We start from the raw sequence: 17891 nt of genomic DNA on the forward strand, positions 1-17891 counted from the left end.
TTGCATCCCTTGCAGCTATGACTCGGTTATCTCCCGACCTCCATCGTCAACCCCGACACCTGACACACGCGCCCGCGGACGAGAGGAAGCGTATTCGGTTCGATAATAAACCGGACCAGATTCAGTCAAAATCTTGGTCGCCGGGTTTCCCGATCGGGTTCCGGGAGCGCGCCAGCAATCCGGCCGCATACGCCGAGCGGGCAGCGGTCACGGCGCCACCCCTCGGGGCGGCGCGACGGCTGCCCGCGCGCGGTCGCGCTGTGTCCGGCAACACTAGACGCTCCAACGTTGCATCACCGTTGCATAGACGTGACACATGCCACTGATCGACCGACCGGCCGGTTCCGGAGACGACGAAACCCCCCACCGTCGACGACGGCAGGGGGTTCCGGTACTGCGGTGGAGCTACCTCGGCGCCTACTCGGCGGCGGGGGCTTCCTCGGCGGCCGGCTCGGCGGCGGCCTCGTCCTCGACCGGGACCAGCGAGATCTTGCCGCGGTTGTCGATGTCGGCGATCTCCACGCGCAGCTTGTCGCCGACGTTCACCACGTCCTCGACCTTGGCCACGCGCTTGCCGTTGCCCAGCTTGGAGATGTGCACCAGACCGTCACGGCCCGGCAGCAGCGACACGAACGCGCCGAAGGCGGTGGTCTTGACGACCGTGCCCAGGAAACGCTCGCCGACCTTGGGCAGCTGCGGGTTGGCGATCGCGTTGATCGCGTCGATCGCGGCCTGGGCCGAAGGCCCGTCGGTCGCACCGACGAACACGGTGCCGTCGTCCTCGATGGAGATGTTGGCGCCGGTGTCCTCGGTGATCTGGTTGATCATCTTGCCCTTGGGGCCGATGACCTCGCCGATCTTGTCGACCGGGATCTTGATCGCGGTGACGCGCGGAGCGTAGGGGCTCATCTCGTCCGGGGTGGCGATGGCCTCGGCCATCACGTCCAGGATGGTGGTGCGGGCGTCGTGCGCCTGGTTGAGCGCACCGGCGAGCACCTGCGAGGGGATGCCGTCGAGCTTGGTGTCCAGCTGCAGGGCGGTGACGAAGTCGCGGGTACCGGCGACCTTGAAGTCCATGTCACCGAAGGCGTCCTCGGCGCCGAGGATGTCGGTCAGCGCCACGTAGCGGACCTCGTCCTCGCCCTTGTCGTTGGTGACGGTGTCCGACACCAGGCCCATCGCGATACCCGCGACCGGCGCCTTCAGCGGCACACCGGCGTTGAGCAGCGACAGCGTCGAGGCGCAGACCGAGCCCATCGAGGTGGAGCCGTTGGAGCCCAGCGCCTCCGAGACCTGACGGATGGCGTAGGGGAACTCCTCCTGCGAGGGCAGCACCGGCACCAGGGCGCGCTCGGCGAGGGCGCCGTGGCCGATCTCGCGACGCTTGGGCGAACCCACGCGACCGGTCTCACCGGTGGAGAACGGCGGGAAGTTGTAGTGGTGCATGTAGCGCTTGGAGGTCTCCGGGCCGAGCGAGTCGACCTGCTGGGCCATCTTCACCATGTCCAGGGTGGTGACGCCCATGATCTGGGTCTCGCCACGCTCGAACAGCGCCGAACCGTGGGCGCGCGGGATCACGTCGACCTCGGCGGAGAGCTGACGGATGTCGGCCAGGCCGCGCCCGTCGATGCGGAAACCGTCGGTGAGGATGCGCTGGCGCACCAGCTTCTTGGTGACCGAGCGGAACGCGGCACCCAGTTCCTTCTCGCGCCCGACGAAGTCGTCACCGAGGCGCCCGAGCACCTCGGCCTTGATCTCGTCGATGCGGGCCTCGCGGGCCTGCTTGTCGGCGATGCTCAGCGCCTCGTTGAGCTCCACCTTCGCGGTGCCCTCGACGGTCTCGAACACGTCGGGACCGTAGGGCGGGAACAGCGGGAACTCTTCGGTCGGCTTGGCGGCCAGCGCGGCCAGGTCCGACTGCGCGCGGCACAGGCGGGCGATGAACGGCTTGGCGGCCTCGAGGCCCTCGGCCACGACGGCCTCGGTGGGCGCCTGGGCGCCACCCTCGATGAGCGCGATGACCTTGTCGGTGGCCTCGGCCTCGACCATCATGATGGCGACGTCACCGGTCTCGGTGACGCGACCGGCCACGACCATGTCGAAGACCGCGTCCTCGAGCTGCTCGACGGTCGGGAACGCGACCCACTGGCCACCGATCAGGGCCACGCGCACGCCGCCGACCGGGCCGGAGAACGGCAGGCCGGAGATCTGGGTGGACGCCGAGGCGGCGTTGATGGCCACCACGTCGTAGAGATCCTTGGGATCCAGGCTCAGCACGGTGACCACGACCTGGATCTCGTTGCGCAGGCCGTCGACGAACGACGGGCGCAGCGGACGGTCGATCAGGCGACAGGTCAGGATCGCGTCGGTGGAGGGGCGGCCCTCACGACGGAAGAACGAGCCCGGGATGCGGCCCGCGGCGTACATGCGCTCTTCGACGTCGACGGTCAGCGGGAAGAAGTCGAACTGGTCCTTGGGGTGCTTACCGGCGGTGGTCGCCGACAGCAGCATGGTCTCGTCGTCCAGGTAGGCGACCACGGAGCCCGCGGCCTGCTTGGCCAGACGGCCGGTCTCGAAACGGACGGTGCGGGTACCGAAGCTGCCGTTGTCGATCAGCGCGACCGACTCGAAAACACCGGGCTCGACCTCGACCGCGGTCGACGTACGTTCAGTTGTCTGCGTCATATTCTCTTCTCTCGACCTCTCGTCTCGCTGGAACGCAGCACCGGATGGGCGCGGACCAGCTGTTCGTCAGCCGTACCGGACACGGACCCGTGGCAGCCCTCCTGGCTGCCACGCGCAGCACCCGGCCGGATCCCCTTGGAGCGGCGACGCGGAGGCGGTCATCGATCGAAGCCCGACGGCGGCGGAACTGAGAGATCGCCGGCCGAAAGGCCACTACCGAAGACCGACGCCACGCGGACGGATGCACACGGCTGTCACATGTTGTAGTGCACACGGAAACCCCATGGTCTCCGAATACACGAATAGCCAACGAGAAGAAGTGTACTTCTTCCCATTGGCTACTCGCCGACCGCCTCAGCGTGGAGGCGTGTCGGAGCAGATCAGCGGCGCAGGCCGAGACGCTCGATGAGCGAACGGTAGCGCTCGATGTCCTTGGCCTGCAGGTACTTCGACAGGCGGCGACGACGACCGATCAGGGCCAGCAGGCCGTGCCGGGTGTGGTGATCGTGCTTGTGCTGCTTCAGGTGCTCGGTCAGGTCCGAGATCCGCTTCGACAGCAGCGCGATCTGCGCCTCCGGCGAGCCGGTGTCCTTCTCGTGCAGGCCGTACTCGGCCAGGATGGCCGACTTCTGCTCAGTGGTCAGCGCCATGCGGGCAGACTCCTCATTTCTCAGTTCCGCGCTCGAAGGTCCGGTTACCCGGGATGGGCGCCACCGCGGACCGCAGCAAACCCGAGGAGCCACTCTACGCCCACGTCCGACGGCCGCCCGAATCGGGTCAGGCCTGCTCGGCGGCGTCCGCGGTGAGCACCTTGCGGGCGGCCTCGACATCGCGGCCCATGGCCTCGACCAGGTCGTCGATGGAGTCGAACTTGCGCATCCCGCGCAGCTGCTCGACGAAGTCCACCGCCACGTGCTGCCCGTAGAGGTCGGCCTCGCCGTCGAGCACGAACGCCTCCACCGTGCGCGAGCGGCCCGAGAAGGTCGGATTGGTGCCCACCGAGATGGCGGCCATCGCGCGCTCGCCGGGCGCGGCGGTGCCGATCGACGGGCCCTGGCCGAGCACGGTGAACCAGCCCGCGTACACCCCGTCGGCCGGGATGGCGGCGTGCATGGGCGGAGCGACATTGGCGGTCGGGAAGCCGAGCCCGCGACCGCGCCCGTCACCGTGCACGACGACGCCCTCCACGCGGTGCGGGCGACCGAGCGCCTCGGCGGCGGCGGCCATGTCCCCGGCGTCGACGCAGGCGCGGATGTAGGTGGAGGAGAAGGTGACGGCGTGCTCGCCGAGCAGGGTCACCCCGTCGACCTCGAAGCCGAAACGCGCGCCGAGCTCGCGCATGGTGTCGACGGTGCCCGCGGCCTTCTTCCCGAAGGTGAAGTTGTCGCCGACGACCACCTCGGACACGTGCAGACGCTCGACGAGCAGGTCGTGCACGTAACCGGAGGGGGTGAGTTTCATGAATTCCTGGGTGAACGGCATCACGCAGAACACGTCGATGCCGAGTTCCTCGGCCAGCTCGGCGCGGCGGGTCAGGGTGGTCAGCTGGGCCGGGTGCGAACCTGCCCGCACCACCTCCATCGGGTGGGGGTCGAAGGTCATCAGGACCGAGGGCACTCCACGCTTGTCCGCCGCCGCCACGGCCCGGCTGATCAGCTGCGCGTGCCCGCGATGCACGCCGTCGAACACGCCGATCGTGAGGACGCAGCGCCCCCAGTCCGCGGGCACCTCGTCGAGGCTTCGCCATCTCTGCACACAGCGAAGCCTATCGCGGCCGTGCGCCGCGCCGGTTCGCCGGATGTGTCAAACGCGGCAGGGATGCCTAACATCAATGATGTGCCAGGTAAACGAGATGTCGCGACCCGCCGAGCGCCCACACAGCCCGGCGAGCAGGCCGAACTCGCCGCCACCGCCACGATCGCGCCGGAGCTCTCCGCGGTGGCACAGGACTATCTGAAGGTCATCTGGACCGCTCAGGAATGGTCGCAGGAGAAGGTGTCGACCAAGCTGCTGGCCGAACGCATCGGCGTCTCGGCCTCGACGGTGTCGGAGGCGGTGCGCAAGCTGGCCGACCAGGGCCTGGTCGAACATGCCCGCTACGGCGCGATCACCCTCACCGAGCACGGTCGTCGCGCCGCCGTGGCGATGGTGCGCAGGCACCGGCTGATCGAGACGTTCCTGGTGAACGAGCTCGGTTACGGCTGGGACGAGGTGCACGACGAGGCCGAGGTCCTCGAACACGCCGTCTCCGAACTGCTAATGTCGCGCATCGACGCGAAACTCGGCCACCCCGACCGTGATCCGCACGGCGACCCGATCCCCTCGGTCGACGGCGCGGTCCCCACTCCCCCTGCCCGCCAGCTCAGCGATTTCGGCGCGGGCGAATCGGGCCGGGTGGCCCGCATCTCCGACTCCGACCCCGCCATGCTGCGCTACTTTGACTCGGTCGGCATCGCCCTCGACACCCGGATCGAGGTCGTCGAACGCCGCGATTTCGCGGGCACCATCGCCGTCCGCATCGCCACCGCCGACACCCCCACCGAACTGGGCACCCTTGCCGCCGAAGCGATCTGGCTGACTTCCCCGTAGTGACGATTCGGCCGCCATCAGGTCCGGAACGACCTCGGCCGCGCTCGGTTAGACTCCCCCCATGTCGCACGAGGAGCTGCCCGACGTCGAGTTCGATCCGGCGGACGCCGTCGAGGAGGTGTTCGAGGGCGAGGCGACCGGGGTCGAAGTGGAGCACGGACAACTCGATCCCCACGACACCGAGATCAGGCCGTGGGATCCCGAGAAGATCCGCGTGACGACCCGCCAGTTCGCGATGCGCAACGTGATGGACATGATCGATGACGAAGACTTGGAACTCGCCCCTGATTTCCAACGTAACCGAGTGTGGCGGCCGCGACAGAAGTCCCGCTTGATCGAGAGTCTGCTGCTCCAGATTCCCTTGCCCGCGTTCTATTTCGCCGAGGACAAGGACGGAATCCTGCGGGTGGTCGATGGCCTGCAACGCCTGTCCACCATTCATGACTTCGTCCGCCGCCAGGTTGTCGGACTCGCCGATCTCGAGTACCTGTCCGATTCGTGCGAGGGCAAGCACTTCGACGACCTGGCGGCACCCTTGCGTCGGCGGCTGCTCAACACCCAGATCGTGGTGCACGTAATCGACCCGTCCACTCCCAGCGACGTGAAGTACAACATCTTCAAGCGCATCAACACCGGCGGCGAACCGCTCAACGCGATGGAGATCCGCCACTGCATGAGCCGCAATCGCAGCCGAGAGTTCCTGAAACGGTGTGCCTCCAACGAGTCCTTCCAAGCCGCGACCGGTGGCCGCCTGCGCGATCATGTGCGGATGAACGACCGTGAGGCGGTACTCCGGTTCATCGCGTTCCGCCGGTTGTCCACCATCAACGAGTACGAGAACTATGGCAGTCTGGAGCATTTGCTCGACAGTACCGCCGAGCTGATCGACTCCCCCGAGGATGTCTCGGACGATACACTGGACACCTGGTACCAGGACTTCGAACGCGCTATGGCCAACGCGCAAATCCTCTTCGGCCCGCACGCTTTTCGCAAGTGGCCGCGCTACTCCGACCGGCTTTCGCCGTTCAATCGCGCTCTGTTCGAGAGTTGGGCCGTGGTCCTGGCCGACTACAGCGCCGACCAGCTCGAACCGGCGCGGGCCGAGATCGTCGCGCGCGCGCGCGAGGCGATGACCTCCGATTACGCCTACCTCGCCTCGATCAGCGCCTCGACCTCCGATCCGCAGCGAGTCAAGGCCCGCTTTGCCAAGCCGCGTGACATCCTGCAAGATGTCGCGCTGTGATCACTTCGCTGACGATCGCCAATTTCAAGCGCTTTCAACAGCTTTCACTTCAACTGCGACCGCTGACGGTACTCACCGGGCTCAACGGCGCCGGTAAGAGCACAGCGATCCAGGCGCTACACCTGGCGCATCAGGGCCAACTCGACTCCGATCGCTTCGTCTCGCTCAACGGCTATCCCGGGCTCAGTCTCGGGCAGGCGGCCGATGTGCTGGCTACGACGGCGAGTTCGGACACGATCGAGGTCGCGGTGTCGTCGACCGACGGCACCGTGTCGGACTGGGCGTTCACCGGTGCCGAGAACCCCGAGTCGGCTCGGCTGCGCATCATCAGGCGCCCCGACGGCGACATCTTCCCCTTGGGCGACCGGTCGGGCGCGTTCACCTATCTGGCCGCCGAACGCCTCGGCCCACGCATCGCCCTGCCGACCTCGCCCTCGGAGAACGGCTGTGTGGTGGGTGAGGACGGGCGGTTCGCCGCGCACATCCTGGCGCTGTTCGACCGCGCCGACATCGATCCACGACGACTGGCACCGGATTCCTCTACACCGACGCTGCGCCCGCAGGTGGAAGCCTGGATGACGCGCATGGTCGGACCGCTGCAGATCGAGGCGAAGGTGGTACTGCGCACCGGGATCGCCACCTTGACCGTGCGGGCCAACTCGCAAGACGACTGGGTCCTGTTGACCAACACCGGATTCGGGATCAGCTATGTGCTGCCGATCATCGTGGCCGGGCTGGTGGTGCCGGAGAACGGGCTGCTCATCGTGGACAGCCCGGAGGCCCACCTGCATCCGGCGGCGCAGTCGATGATGGGCCGGTTCCTCGCACAGATCGCGGCGGCGGGGGTGCAGGTGATCGTCGAAACGCACAGCGACCATGTGCTCAACGGGATCCGACGCGCGGTAGCGACCACCGAGTCGTTGCGGCACACCGACGCGCTCGTGCACTACTTCGGTCACGACCACGCACCACACGAATTGGCCATCGGACCCACCGGTTCCATGAGTGATTGGCCCGCCGGGTTCTTCGACCAGATCGACGACGACCTCGGTGTCATCAATCGAGCGCGACGGAGGTAGCGCCATGCGGGGGTGGCGATTCGTCATCGATGAGGCCGGGTTCGCCTTCGACACCGATGACCCGGTGGAGCTGGAGCGGGAATTCGAGGCCTACCTTGAGTTGCTCGAGTACGCGCGGTCGACGCCGGGCACTGTCAAGCGTTCCGATGTGCTGTTCGATATCGAGTCGTCCTCGGGTCGGACCCTGGTCGATCTGCTCGGCGATGCCCGGATCGACCGTGATGTCCGCTACGAGTTGCATGGTCGCCTGGACAAGATCGCCCAATACGACAACGAACCGCCGGAGTGGGAGTTCCTGGTCGACGCACAGGTGCTGCCGATCGCACCGAGCCTCGGCGTGTGCCTCGAACTGGCGCGCGCGGGTATCCTGCTCGCCTGTCTGACGACCACGAGCGCCGCCCGGCGCGGCCGTCGGCTCGTGCGGGCGAGGACCGACGCCGAGGCAGACTGCGAGGCGGTGCACTTCATCGCCGACGCGACCGACGCCCCGACGTTCTGGCGGGCGATCGTCGACGCCGACCCCGAACTGCTCGACGAATTGACCGACTACGCACACCTTCCTTTCCCCAATACCGTCTTCGCGGCGGGAATCTGGTCCCAGATCAGCAGATTCGACGGGGCCGCGATCGAGATTCGACGCGCGCTGATCGCCAATCTTGGTGGCCTCGACGATCACGCGACGCGCATCTGGGCCGCCGAGAGCGAGCCGATCCAGCGGATCAAGCAGATGCGGATCACCGCCGACGTGAACTGCTCACCGGAGAGCCCACAGACGCACCGCAACGCCAAGGCTATGCGGCAGCGACTGGTGGACTTCGCCGGTGAACAGATCAGTTGCGAGTGGCACGCCAAGCTCGAGCCCCAGCGCAACCGAATCCATTTCGCCGTCCGCGGTGATCAGCTGCTGGTCGGACTGTTTGTCGATCATCTCCTGTGCTGAGCCGCGCGTCGAAGGGTCACTAGCTCGGCGGGCGACCAGCGATGAGAGCACGCTTGGCCAGATGATGGCGAGTCGTTCTCTGGCCCGCGACCGGGGACATAGAGCAGGTTGCGGAGCTTGTCCTCCTCGAGTCGCCGCTCGGTCTCGGTGAGTTGTCACACGAAGTGGTGGAGACGTTCGTGCCGAGGCCGACCAGGGCGACAGCGCGGTCAGGCCGAGGTCACCGACATGACCGGCGTACGTCTCGCCCTATTCCGTGACGCGAGTGAACAGGCTGGGCGCACCACTATCGACGGCGAGACCTGCGGGTGAGGGCGACCGTCGGTGTAGGCGAGTGAGCGCTCGAGCAGCTCCGGCGCCAGGCCGGTGCGCGCACCGAGCCACCGCGCCCACGCGGAGAGCAGGGCAACCAACTGGTCCGCGACGTCATCGAGGTAGTAGTCCTTGACTTGGGCGATCACGCAGCTCACCCAGTGCGGGGAGCACGTCTCGTACCCCACGATCGACGAACCGGCGTACCAGGAGTCGGCGAGTTCCTCGATCAGGCCGGTGAGATCGTCTGGCAGATCAGGGAGTTCGCCCTCGCCCGACCTGATCCATGCCTCGAACTACTCGGCCGCCACCTCCTTGTCCAAGGCGGGGCGGCGGACCATCGGCGACAGCGTTTCGCGGACCAACTGGGCCAACCTACGAGCGCGCAGGTACTCCGTGAACTGGGCGCGGTCCTCACCCCCGAGCTCGATCTCGCCGGTGCCGGTCGACAGCAGGTCGCTCAGCAATGCAGTGTCCTCGGCCGGGGTCAGCTCCGTGTCCGCCGACGCCACCACGCCGACAGCGGCATGCCACCTGGTCCATCGCCGATTCCGCCGTGGGGTAGAAGCCGCTGTGAACGACAACCGGCTCGAAACCACACACATCGACATCCCACAGATACCAGCGAACACGCTCGCTGGACATGGCGATCGGGGCAATCGGGGCGACCACAGCGAATCGGCCACCATACCGATCCTGCGCCGAGCGCACGGTCCCGGCCACCTTCACTGGCAGCTGGGCGCGCGCGGCGGCCCCACCGATCTCCGCCACCGCGTCGTCGGCGGGGTGCCGACAAGGGACCGGAAGCATATCCGCGAGCACAGTCAGCACGCGGTAGCCATCGGCCGAGGTTCGCGCAGCCGGGATCGCGGCATCGACCAGCGCGGCGGCGAACTCCAACGGCAGGGCCCGTTCGGGCACGGCGCCATCGGAATCGAGAGTCTCGCCGATCCGCCGACACAACTCGTCGGCCAGTTCGGCATCGGTGCTTCGCGCGGCGGCCGCCGTGATGTCGGCGATGAGGTCGGTGGCGGTGCTAGCGGCCGCCGCGGCACGGGCGCGAGCACTATTTTCTCGTTCGGCGAGCGATTCAACATCATCGCGATGGGGTTCGATTCCGGCCTACCGCCGACGACGCGATCAATCGTCTTCTGTCGTTTGGGCTTTGGCTTACGTTTTCTTCGAAACGGGCATACCCAACGCTACGTCAGTGCCATCGAGCCCCTCAGAACAGGGGCGGCGTGCTCGCCAGTGCCGACCTTACCGCGATGAACGCGCGCTCACGTCGACCGCGCGATCCCCACCGCCCGAGGAACGGATCAGTCGCCGATGCCCTGCGGGCGCACCACCATCACCGAAGCCGCCCGCTTGCCGCTCTCCTCGAGCAGCGCGATGGCCCGGCCCGCCGGATCGATCGCCGCGTGGACGCCCTTGATGCCGATCGGCTCGAGCCAGCGGCCGTTGCGCAGGTCGGCGGCCTGGGTGTCGTCGATGTCGCGGTGCGGGAAGGCGGTGCGGACAGCGGTGTCTATGTCGAGGCTGAGCAGGGGTTGTTCGGCCTCGGCGGCGGCCGCGAGTTCGTCGAGGGTGCGGGCGTGTTCGAGGGTGAAGGGGCCGACTCTGGTGCGGCGCAACGCGGTCAGGTGGCCGCCGACGCCGAGGGCGGCGCCCAGATCGCGGGCAAGGGCGCGGATGTAGGTACCCGAGGAGCAGTCGACCTCGACGTCGAGGTCAACGAAGTCGCCCTCGTCGCGGCGGGCGAGCACCTCGAATCGCGACACGGTCACCGGGCGGGCCGCCAGCTGCACCTCTTCACCGGCGCGAGCACGGGCGTAGGCGCGTTCACCGTCGACCTTGATGGCGCTGACCGTGGCGGGCACCTGCTCGATGTCGCCGGTCAGGGCCGCGACTCCGGCCGCGATCGCCGCATCGGTGACATCGCTCGCGGGCGTGGTCGCGGTGACCTCGCCCTCGGCATCGTCGGTGACGGTGGACTGCCCGAGTCGGATGGTGGCGGTGTAAGCCTTGGAGGTGAGGATCAGCTGACCCAGTAGTTTCGTCGCCCGCTCGACCCCGAGCACCAGCACCCCGGTGGCCATTGGATCGAGGGTGCCCGCGTGCCCGACCTTCTTGGTGCGCAACAGTTTCCGACTGCGCGCCACCACATCGTGACTGGTCCAGCCGCCATCCTTGTCGACTATCACCAGACCGCCGAGCTGGCCCACCAGGGGCGTGCGCGCGGCCATCAGCCGTGCGCGATCGCGGTCAGGATCAGCCCGTCGGCGATCGTCCAGCGGCCGTCGAACGTGCGCAGCGGCACACCGCCGTCGGTGGTGGTGCCGGGGACCAGCAGCTCGGTGTGGAAGGTCCCGGAGCCGGAATCGCCGGTGCGCGAGTCGATCGCGAAGGTGATGTGAGCGTCCTCGAAACCGAGCCAGCGGTGGGTCAGCGGGAACCACGCCTTGTAGGTGGCCTCCTTTGCACAGAACAGCAGCCGGTCCAGGTGCAGCCCGGTGGGCGCGGTGGCCAGCCACTCGCGTTCAGCGGGCAGGCTCACCGAATCGAGTACGCCGTCGGGCAGCGCGCCGTGCGGTTCGGCGTCGATACCGACCGAACGGAACCGTAGCGCGTGGGTGAGCGCGGCGGCGCGGTAGCCGTCGCAGTGGGTGAGACTGCCGACCACGCCGCGCGGGAACAGCGGCATGCCGCGCTCGCCCTTCCCGATCGCGACCGGCGGCTCACCGAGCTGTTCGAGGGCCAGGCGCGCGCAGTGCCGGGCGCCGATGAAGTCGCGGCGCCGCTTCTCGACCGCCTTGGCGATGAGATGCTCCTCGGCCGGGTGCGCCTTCAGATCCGCCGGATAGGTCAGCAGCTCCGCCGTGGCCACGCCGGCGGGCAGGATGTTGCGAAGCGAGCCCGCGCTGCTCATGGCCGGACCTGCGTCGTCATCCGGCGGCTGACGGGACGGCAGCAGGCTCGTTCGCCCGTCCCCGATGAGTTACCCATGATCATCACCAAATCAGTGCTCGAAGCTCGACGCAAATCACCGGTCACACGCCCCGACGACGTTCGGCTTTGGCGCGCATCTCGGCGGCCGCGGCCTCCATCTCCGGTGTCACCGGGAAATGGCCGCCCCACGCGTTGAGCTCGCCCTCGGCGTAGACGGGCTCGGGCAGGATCTGGCGCAGCAGCGGTTCGGGCATGCCGCGGCGCTTCCATTCGCGCGGGTAGCCGAGGGAGACCTCCTCGAAGCGGACGCCGTCGTAGTAGGTGGTGCGCGGGATGTGCAGGTGGCCGTAGACCGCGCACACCACGTTGTAGGTGGTGTGCCAGTCGGCGGTGAGGTCGGTACCGCACCACAGCGAGAACTCCGGATAGAACAGGATCTCGGTGGGTTGACGGACCAGCGGGAAGTGGTTGACCAGCACCACCGGGGTCTCGGGGGCGAGCGCGTCGAGGCGGCGCTGGGTGTACTGCACGCGCGCGTGGCACCAGGCGTCGCGGGTGAGGTACGGGTCGGGGGTGAGCAGGAATTCGTCGGTGGCCACGACATTGCGCTCGCGGGCCACCGCCAGGCCCTGTGCCTTGGTGGTGGTCCCCTCGGGCAGCCAGGAGTAGTCGTAGAGAAGGAACATCGGCGCGATGGTGACGCGGCCGCCGTAGCGCTCGGCACCCGAACCGGTCCACACCGGGAACGGGTCCTCCGGCGTGACCACGTCGAGGTCGCGGCACATCGCCACCAGGTACTCGTAGCGCGCGGCGCCGTGCATCTGCACCGGGTCCTTGGGTGTGGTCCACAGTTCGTGGTTGCCGGGCACCCAGATCACCTTGGCGAAGCGGCCGCGCAGCAGCTCCAGAGCCCAGCGGACCTCGTCGGCCTTCTCGCCCACGTCACCGGCGACGATCAGCCAGTCCTCGGGCGAATCCGGCTGGATCTGCTCGACGACCGGCTTGTTGCCCTGGTGCCCGACGTGGACGTCGCTGACCGCCATCAACTTGGGAATCACCGCTCCACCGTCGCACATCCGCTCGCCGGCGCACCGCCGGGTTCCCACTGTTCGGATTCGCCCGCCTCGGCGACGAGCAGCCCGAGCAGTCCGGGGAAGCGCGCGTCGAGCGCGGCACGGCGCAGGACGACGGTGCTGCGATTGCCGTGGTTGACCTGCCGGACGAGCCCGGCTTCGCGCAGCACCCGGAAGTGATGGGTGCGGGTGGCCTTGGTGACGGGCAGGTCGAAGGACGAACAGCTGCGGTCGCCGTCGGCGGGGTCCAGGGCGAGCAGGGTGATCACCCGGCGCCGCAGGGGGTCGGCGAGGGCGGCGAGCACGGCGCCCAGCTCCAGATCGGCGGACTCGTCCACCAACACCTCCTAAGGTACGACTTGCGTCGTACCTATCGCGCCTCTACGGTCCTCAGGTACGTCGTCCATCGTACCTAAGGAGCATCATGACCTACGCCCTCGTCGGCTTCGCCCATCCGAAACCGGGACGCCGTGCCGAGCTCCAGGAGCTGCTGCTGTCGTTCGTCGCGCCGACCCGGGCCGAGGAGGGCTGCCTCGAGTACCACTTCCACGTCGACAGCGAGAACCCCGACGTCTTCGTCTTCTACGAGGTCTGGCGCAGCAAGGACGACCTCGACCAGCACCTGGCACTACCGCACATGCGCGAGTTCTGGGAGTCGCGGATGGACTACCTGACCCGCGATCTGGAGATCCGCTGGATCGACATGCTCAGCCCGTATCCGCGCTGAGCGCTTCACGCGACCCCGCGGGGGATGTCCGCGCCGACCCGCGCCCACCGGCCCGAGCGGGCCCGGCCGACGACCGCGACCAGACGCAGCAACATGAAGGCCACCAGGCCGGTCCAGATGCCCGCGACACCCCAGTCGAACACGAGCGAGAGCCAGATCAGCGGGAGGAACCCGCCCAGGGCGGCCAGCAGGGTGGCGGTGCGCAGGAAGGCCGCGTCGCCCGCGCCGAGCAGCACACCGTCGAGGGCGAAGACCGCGCCGGCGACGGGGATCATCGCGACGAAGAACCACCAGATGACGTGGATCCGGTCGAGGACCGCCGGGTCATCGGTGAACAGCAGCGGCACCACCCCGTAGCCCGCGGCGAAGACACCGGCCAGCACCAGCGCGAAGATTCCCGACCAGCCCGTGACCCGGCGGGCGATCCCCTTGGCGCCCTGGGCATTCCCCGCGCCCAGGGCCGCGCCGACGAGCGTCTGGGCGGCGATGGCCAGTGAATCCAGGGTCAGCGCGAGGAAGTTCCACAGCTGGAGCACCACCTGGTGCGCGGCGACCGAGGCGGCGCCGAAGCGGGCGGCTACCGCGGCGGCCGAGATGAAGCACGCCTGGAAGGAGAGGCTGCGCACGATGAGGTCGCGGCCGAGGACGAGCTGGGCGCGCATGACCGCCGGGTGCGGACGTAACGAGACCCGTTCGCGTAACAGGGCGTAGACGAACAGCGAGCCGGTGACGAGTTGCCCGGCGAGATTGGCCACGGCCGAGCCCGCCAGCTCCAGCCGGGGTGCGCCCAGCAGGCCGTAGACCAGGATCGGGCACAGCACCGCCGAGAGCCCCAGGCCCGCGATCACGTACAGCAGCGGCCTGCGCACATCCTGGACACCGCGCATCCAGCCGTTGCCCGCCATCGACAGCAGGATCAGCGGCACGCCGCACAGCGCGATCCGCACCCAGGTCAGTGCCTCCTCGGCGATGTCGCCCCCGCCCGAGATCGCCGCGCACAGTGGCGCGGCGAACACCTGGATCACCAGCACGATCAGCAACCCGATCGCCACTCCCACCCAGCTGGCCTGCACGCCTTCGGCCACCGCTCCCCCGCGGTCACCGGCTCCGTGCCGCCGGGCCGCGCGGGCGGTGGTTCCGTAGGACAGGAACGTCAGCTGGGTGCTGACCGACCCCACGATCACCCCGCCGACGGCCAGCCCGGCCAGGGCCAGGGCGCCCAGGCGCCCGACCACGGCCATGTCGAACAGCAGATACAGCGGCTCGGCCACGAGGACGCCGAGCGTGGGCACGGCGATCCCGAGAATCCGCCGCGGCCCGGCCTGATCCACCACATCGACAGCCGCAGAACCCACGCCGGACCTCCCCACCGAAGGCGCCGTCACCTCCGGCGCGCTGTGCACTGTCTCGCTGATCCTGGCACAGGCCACCGACACGCACCGCGCCCACACGGGCGGGGGCGACAGCGCGAAACATCGGCACGAAATGCGCGCAGCGGCGATACTGGTCGTCCGCCCAGCTACGGGACATCCTCGCGGACATCAGGTTCGCCCGAGAACTCAGGACAGCGACATGGCGTTTGCGCAACGGTGGCGGGTGATCATCGCCTTCGCCCTGGTCGGGGCGGCGACTCAGCTCGTGTGGCTCACCTATGCCCCGGTGACGACCGTCGCGGCCGAGCACTTCGGGGTCTCCGAATCGGCCGTCGGATGGCTGGCCAACATGTTCCCGCTGTTGTACGTGGTGCTCGCGATCCCGGCGGGCATCCTGCTCGACCGGTGGTTCCGGCCCGCGCTGATCGCCGGGGCGGTCCTCACCGCGATCGGCGCCGACCTGCGCCTGCTGCACGACGGATTCGCCGTGGTACTGCTCGGCCAGACCGTGGTGGCCGTGGCCCAGCCGCTGGTGCTCAATGCCATCACCGGGATCGCCGGGCACTATCTGGCGGAGAAGGACCGGGCGACCGGGATCGCCGTCGGCACGGCCAGCACCTTCGCGGGCATGGCGGCGGCCTTCGTGCTCGGCGCGATGCTGCCGCGCGCGGACCAGCTCACCACCCTGGCCGCGATCGGCGCCGTCTTCGCCACCGTGACCGCCGTACTGCTCACCCTGGAGCTGCGGCGCGCGGGTGACGGGCCGGTGGCGAGCACATCGACATCGATGGTGGCGCTGCGGGCCACGCTCGGTGACAGCTATGTGCGCAGGCTGTGCGCGGCCGTGTTCTTCCCGTTCGGCACCTTCGTCGCCCTGGCGACCTTCGGCCAGGCACTGCTGGAACCGGCGGGCGTCAGCGCGGACGCGGCCAGTGTGGTGCTGCTGGTCAATGTGGTCGCCGGGGTCATCGGCTGCGCGGTGATCCCCGTCGCGGTGCTGCGCCGCAGCATCGAACTGCCCGCGGTCATGGTGGGACTCACGGCCAGTGCCCTGGCCTGTCTGCTCGTCGCCGTGGCTCCCGGACTGGCCACCGGCTTCCTGGCTTTCGTCCTGATCGGGCTGACCCTGCTCCCCGCGCTCCCCATCGTGCTCGCCATGGCCGAACGCCACACCGGCACCGCCGACGGCACCGCGGCGGGCCTGATCTGGATGACCGGCAACCTCGGCGGCCTCGTCGTCGCGGGCCTGACCGGAGTGTTCGTCGACCACCCCGCCCTCGCCTTCGGCCTCTGCGCGACCACCACCGTCCTGGGTGCCCTGCTGGCCTCCCGCCTTCGCCCGGGCGCGGTCGTCGAAGTCAGCTGACGGAGCGCTCGCTCAGCCGAGCGAGGCGACCAGCGCGCGCACGACTCCCTCGGCGCTGCCGTATGTCGTGTACCCCGCTGCGAACCGGTGCCCACCCCCGCCGAACCCGGCGGCGACCGCGGCGACATCGACCCCATCGGACATCCCGGGCGCCGAGTCGCGCGAACGCAGGGACACTGTCCAGCGGTCGTTCTGGCCGCGGGCTTCCTTGAAGACGGCGGCGATGCCCGCCTCGGCCGTGGTGCGGATGACATCGATGACGCTCTCCACCTCTTCCGGGCCCACCTCGTGGGTGTCGGCGGCGCGCACCAGCGCGTAGACCAGGCCCACACCCGCCGCGCCGGGCACCACCACCGCGGAGGCGAGGGCCTTGGCCAGCATGGGCAGCCAGGTGAAGGGATGGGTGTCGAGCAGGACACGGGTGATCTCGGCGCCGTCGATACCGGTGGCGAGCAGCCGTTCGGCCAGCGCGTGGCTGCCCGGCCTGGCCCAGCGGAAGGACCCGGTATCGGTGACCAGGCCCGCGAACAGGCAGTGCGCGATCTCGGCATCGAGCGCGACACCCCAGGCGTCGAGCAGGCGGGTGACCAGTTCGGTCGTCGACGCCGCGGATTCGTCGATCAGGTCGACGGTGCCGAACCCGTCGTTGGCGCGGTGGTGGTCGATGACCACGGTCGTGCGCGCACCCGGTAATCGGTCGGCGAGCGCGCCCAGACGGCTGCGCGCGCCACAGTCGACCACGATCAGCAGATCGACCTCGGCGGGCACCTGCGCGGGCGGCACCACATGCCGCACCCCGGGCAGGGTGCGCAGCGACAGCGGCAGTTCGGCGGGCTCGGCGAACGACACGCACACCGGGGTCCCGCGCCGCTCCAGCGCCAGCGCCAGGGCCAGGCCGCTGCCGATGGTGTCGGCGTCGGGGTGCACATGGCACAGCACGGTCACCGAACGCGCCGCCGCCAGTGCGGCGACGGCAGCGTCCAGCTGGGTTCCGTCCAGGACCCCCGTCATCCGACGCGGACCCCGAGGCATGCCCGGTCGCCCCGCGTGCGCACGCGGGCCGCCGTCACCGGACGCCGGTCGGACATCGGACTACTCGGCGTCTTCGTCGTCGCGATCGGACTTGTACGGGTCGGCCTCGCCGGCGTGGGTGGCGTTGGCCGCGACCTTGGCCACCTCGTCGTCGATGGCGCGGGCCCGGGCGAGCAGTTCTTCCATCTCGCGCGCCGCGTCGGGCACCTTGTCCAGCGTGAACGACAGGATCGGGGTGAACTTCACCCCGGTGCCCGCGCCGACCTTGGACCGGAGCACACCCTTGGCCGCTTCCAGACCGGCGGCCGCGGCCGCGTAGTCGGGTTCGGCGTCGAGCGTCTCGCCCATCACCGTGTAGAACACCGTCGCCTCGCGCAGATCGCCGGTCACCTTGGCGTCGGTGACGGTGACGAACCGCAGCCGCGGATCCTTGATCTCGTATTCGATCGCGGTGGCCACGATCGCGGAAATCCGCTTGGCGAGTCGGCGTGCCCTGGCTTGATCCACCATGGGTCTGTCCTCC

Annotated in this window: 18 protein-coding genes; 7 read left to right on the forward strand and 11 right to left on the reverse strand. The window is 68.8% G+C overall.

Going from position 1 to position 17891, the window contains the following annotated elements; all coding sequences use genetic code 11:
- Positions 1 to 417: 417 nt before the first annotated feature.
- The 3 genes from ACWEMY_RS17260 to ACWEMY_RS17270 all read right to left on the reverse strand — a co-directional run bounded on the left by ACWEMY_RS17260 (position 418) and on the right by ACWEMY_RS17270 (position 4440).
- The gene (locus ACWEMY_RS17260; protein ID WP_375929151.1) at positions 418 to 2685 is read right to left on the reverse strand and encodes a polyribonucleotide nucleotidyltransferase; all 2268 of its coding nucleotides are present in this window, start codon (positions 2683 to 2685) and stop codon (positions 418 to 420) included.
- Between the two features lie 380 nt (positions 2686 to 3065).
- Positions 3066 to 3335: a 30S ribosomal protein S15 gene (gene rpsO / locus ACWEMY_RS17265; protein ID WP_019048089.1), complete on the reverse strand. Its 270-nt coding sequence runs from the start codon at positions 3333 to 3335 to the stop codon at positions 3066 to 3068.
- 127 nt (positions 3336 to 3462) lie between these two features.
- Positions 3463 to 4440: a bifunctional riboflavin kinase/FAD synthetase gene (locus ACWEMY_RS17270; RefSeq protein WP_375929152.1), complete on the reverse strand. Its 978-nt coding sequence runs from the start codon at positions 4438 to 4440 to the stop codon at positions 3463 to 3465.
- Positions 4441 to 4503: 63 nt separating this feature from the next.
- Between ACWEMY_RS17270 and ACWEMY_RS17275 the strand changes: the two genes are divergently transcribed.
- The 4 genes from ACWEMY_RS17275 to ACWEMY_RS17290 all read left to right on the forward strand — a co-directional run bounded on the left by ACWEMY_RS17275 (position 4504) and on the right by ACWEMY_RS17290 (position 8536).
- Positions 4504 to 5274 (forward strand): metal-dependent transcriptional regulator, encoded by a 771-nt coding sequence (locus tag ACWEMY_RS17275; RefSeq protein WP_452390819.1) that lies wholly within the window; start codon positions 4504 to 4506, stop codon positions 5272 to 5274.
- Between the two features lie 61 nt (positions 5275 to 5335).
- A complete protein-coding gene (locus tag ACWEMY_RS17280) occupies positions 5336 to 6517 on the forward strand; it encodes a DUF262 domain-containing protein (RefSeq protein ID WP_452390820.1) in 1182 nt (393 codons plus the stop codon).
- The gene (locus ACWEMY_RS17285) at positions 6514 to 7596 is read left to right on the forward strand and encodes a DUF3696 domain-containing protein (RefSeq protein ID WP_452390821.1); all 1083 of its coding nucleotides are present in this window, start codon (positions 6514 to 6516) and stop codon (positions 7594 to 7596) included. The genes ACWEMY_RS17280 and ACWEMY_RS17285 overlap by 4 nt, the downstream gene beginning before the upstream one ends.
- 4 nt (positions 7597 to 7600) lie before the next feature.
- Positions 7601 to 8536 carry a hypothetical protein gene (locus ACWEMY_RS17290; RefSeq protein WP_452390822.1) on the forward strand — a complete coding sequence of 312 codons (936 nt, stop codon included), beginning with the start codon at positions 7601 to 7603 and terminating at the stop codon, positions 8534 to 8536.
- 608 nt (positions 8537 to 9144) lie between these two features.
- Here ACWEMY_RS17290 and ACWEMY_RS17295 read toward each other — a convergent pair.
- Positions 9145 to 9363 (reverse strand): hypothetical protein, encoded by a 219-nt coding sequence (locus tag ACWEMY_RS17295; protein ID WP_452390823.1) that lies wholly within the window; start codon positions 9361 to 9363, stop codon positions 9145 to 9147.
- A 58-nt stretch (positions 9364 to 9421) separates the two neighbouring features.
- On the opposite strand from ACWEMY_RS17295, the gene ACWEMY_RS17300 reads away from it, so the two are divergent.
- A complete protein-coding gene (locus tag ACWEMY_RS17300) occupies positions 9422 to 10120 on the forward strand; it encodes a hypothetical protein (protein WP_452390824.1) in 699 nt (232 codons plus the stop codon).
- Between the two features lie 47 nt (positions 10121 to 10167).
- Here ACWEMY_RS17300 and truB read toward each other — a convergent pair whose 3' ends face one another.
- From truB to ACWEMY_RS17320, 4 genes are all read right to left on the reverse strand, one after another.
- On the reverse strand, positions 10168 to 11094 hold the full coding sequence (truB, locus tag ACWEMY_RS17305) for a tRNA pseudouridine(55) synthase TruB (RefSeq protein WP_452390825.1): 927 nt from the start codon (positions 11092 to 11094) through the stop codon (positions 10168 to 10170).
- Positions 11094 to 11777 (reverse strand): 4'-phosphopantetheinyl transferase Npt, encoded by a 684-nt coding sequence (gene npt / locus ACWEMY_RS17310; protein ID WP_452390826.1) that lies wholly within the window; start codon positions 11775 to 11777, stop codon positions 11094 to 11096. The genes truB and npt overlap by 1 nt, the downstream gene beginning before the upstream one ends.
- Positions 11778 to 11898: 121 nt before the next feature.
- Positions 11899 to 12855: a metallophosphoesterase family protein gene (locus ACWEMY_RS17315; RefSeq protein WP_452390827.1), complete on the reverse strand. Its 957-nt coding sequence runs from the start codon at positions 12853 to 12855 to the stop codon at positions 11899 to 11901.
- The gene (locus ACWEMY_RS17320; protein WP_375929158.1) at positions 12852 to 13208 is read right to left on the reverse strand and encodes an ArsR/SmtB family transcription factor; all 357 of its coding nucleotides are present in this window, start codon (positions 13206 to 13208) and stop codon (positions 12852 to 12854) included. The genes ACWEMY_RS17315 and ACWEMY_RS17320 overlap by 4 nt, the downstream gene beginning before the upstream one ends.
- Before the next feature lie 86 nt (positions 13209 to 13294).
- Here ACWEMY_RS17320 and ACWEMY_RS17325 point away from each other — a divergent pair, with 86 nt between their 5' ends.
- Positions 13295 to 13597: a putative quinol monooxygenase gene (locus ACWEMY_RS17325; RefSeq protein ID WP_452390828.1), complete on the forward strand. Its 303-nt coding sequence runs from the start codon at positions 13295 to 13297 to the stop codon at positions 13595 to 13597.
- A 5-nt stretch (positions 13598 to 13602) separates the two neighbouring features.
- Here the strand turns inward: ACWEMY_RS17325 and ACWEMY_RS17330 are convergent, their stop codons facing one another.
- Positions 13603 to 14952, reverse strand: a complete 1350-nt coding sequence (locus ACWEMY_RS17330) for an MATE family efflux transporter (RefSeq protein ID WP_452390829.1) — start codon at positions 14950 to 14952, stop codon at positions 13603 to 13605.
- A 217-nt stretch (positions 14953 to 15169) separates the two neighbouring features.
- On the opposite strand from ACWEMY_RS17330, the gene ACWEMY_RS17335 reads away from it, so the two are divergent.
- On the forward strand, positions 15170 to 16336 hold the full coding sequence (locus ACWEMY_RS17335; protein WP_452390830.1) for an MFS transporter: 1167 nt from the start codon (positions 15170 to 15172) through the stop codon (positions 16334 to 16336).
- 12 nt (positions 16337 to 16348) lie between these two features.
- Here the strand turns inward: ACWEMY_RS17335 and ACWEMY_RS17340 are convergent, their stop codons facing one another.
- Positions 16349 to 17347 (reverse strand): DHH family phosphoesterase, encoded by a 999-nt coding sequence (locus ACWEMY_RS17340; protein ID WP_452390831.1) that lies wholly within the window; start codon positions 17345 to 17347, stop codon positions 16349 to 16351.
- 81 nt (positions 17348 to 17428) lie between these two features.
- Positions 17429 to 17878 (reverse strand): 30S ribosome-binding factor RbfA, encoded by a 450-nt coding sequence (gene rbfA / locus ACWEMY_RS17345; protein WP_452390832.1) that lies wholly within the window; start codon positions 17876 to 17878, stop codon positions 17429 to 17431.
- Between the last annotated feature and the right edge of the window lie 13 nt (positions 17879 to 17891).

It is taken from the genome of Nocardia sp. NPDC004415, assembly GCF_053602435.1.